General features: G+C 57.6%; 2 protein-coding genes. Both read left to right on the top strand.

Going from position 1 to position 1,566, the window contains the following annotated elements:
• The first annotated feature begins 258 nt into the window (after positions 1-258).
• On the top strand, positions 259-618 hold the full coding sequence (locus ACXRVY_RS28310) for a hypothetical protein (RefSeq protein WP_458238869.1): 360 nt from the start codon (positions 259-261) through the stop codon (positions 616-618).
• 323 nt (positions 619-941) lie between these two features.
• Positions 942-1,566 (top strand): T6SS immunity protein Tli4 family protein (locus tag ACXRVY_RS28305; protein WP_458238870.1); only part of this gene is annotated, 625 nt, incomplete at its 3' end.

Genomic DNA, 1,566 nt, shown 5'->3' with positions numbered 1-1,566 from the left:
CGTGACCGTTGGTGGGGATTGCTGCGCGAAGAGTGGTTGGCKCCGAAGGATGGSRAKSCRATCACKTGGRAARWTTTTGCGGAYAACATCCGGAGCGCAAAGGAGTTTCACCAGGACATCGCTGGGTCATACCACCCGCAAACCTACGTCTACTACGGCAACGACGACAARCACCCCAGCTTCGAATCCATCACCTGGGAAATGCGACGCGGGTCTCGYCTCAAYGGCCCCCATGCCTCAAGCCCCGATGCCTTCACGGTGTCCAGCCTGCAGATGCATGARGTGCGCGACGACGGACGCAGCCCGTTGTACGTCGGCGGGCAAGCCGAGGCCGTGCCACCCCTGCGCGGTGATCCCGACGCGCCGGTCAGAACCGTGCAGACCAGCTATTGGGAGCTGCACTGCCGCATGCAGGACGGCGCGGGCGACGGCACCGTTCCGGTGAGTTCTGGCCGTGCGCCGATCAGGCAGGCACGCAAGGATTCGATCCGCCAGCAAGTCCAGGCGCCCGGCTTCGACCATGAAGCGTCGTACACCAATCCGTTAACCCAGCAATTCACCCTCTATTCCCTTATCAAAATCGCAGCGAAAGCCAAGAGGCCGCTATGCGCCGGTTGACCGCTTTTTTGACAGGCCTGCTGTTGGGGGCGGTCGCCGGGTGCACCGCCTTCAAACAGCCCASYGAACAGGAGAAACAAACCGTGCACGAAYTGACCARCAACATGCGCACCTGGGCGYTGGGCCGWGGSCTGATCGATCTGCCSGCCAACTGGASKGGTGGCGGGGATGTGAWGCTSTACTAYGGAYTGGGKGCYGATCACTCAASCGTTGAGGTTCGGRTGCTGGGGGASGGCGTGACGCAGGAGMGATTTGATGCGGCCTTGMAKGAGCGGGCGCGTCGGATYTCGGCGGTTAAGAACTATAAGAATTCAGATGTGTCGATGCTGGTGTCGGCGAAAATGGCCTCACCCAGGGAAAAGTTGCTGCAGTACTACAAGCAAGCAACACGCCGCCAAACATTCGTTCATGAGTCTCATCTGCTGATCGATGACGTCTACGTCATGCTCAGAGCKSARTCCTACRACGGCGATACGGWKCCCGTTSAARCCCRWCTRTTAAAGCTGTCGAAGGAAATCTTCAAAGTCACCCCCGAAAATGCCGGCGCGGGKTTTGCGCTTGGGCCGATTGTGATYCGCAGTCAYCACGATCAGGAGATCGCGACATTCAATTTTCGGCCTCCTGCTTCGGATGTGTCGCTGGAGGTCTATGTCAACGCGCTTTCGCCAGGCGAAAGTGAGCCCTTGCTAATCCGCACCAAAGAAACATCCAGAATTTTTCTAGCTGACGATTACGACAACTTGCGAGGCGGTGCGACAAGCATTGCGAGTATGCGAGCCGAGGAGCTTTTAATTGGCTTCAGTGATGATACCCATCGCCAACTCCTTTTCCTTGCGGAGAACTACCGTAAAGCGCGCTCACTGAGTAGTCCCTTCATGAGTTTCAGTCTGACAGCGGGCGGTATTAAAAGCAGGCCAAAGAATCCTGATGTTGAAGTCGACCTCGTTC

The organism is Pseudomonas sp. P5_A2_2 (assembly GCF_054177685.1).
Note: the sequence above shows the minus strand (reverse complement) of the source record. Positions and strands in the feature narration are given on the sequence as shown.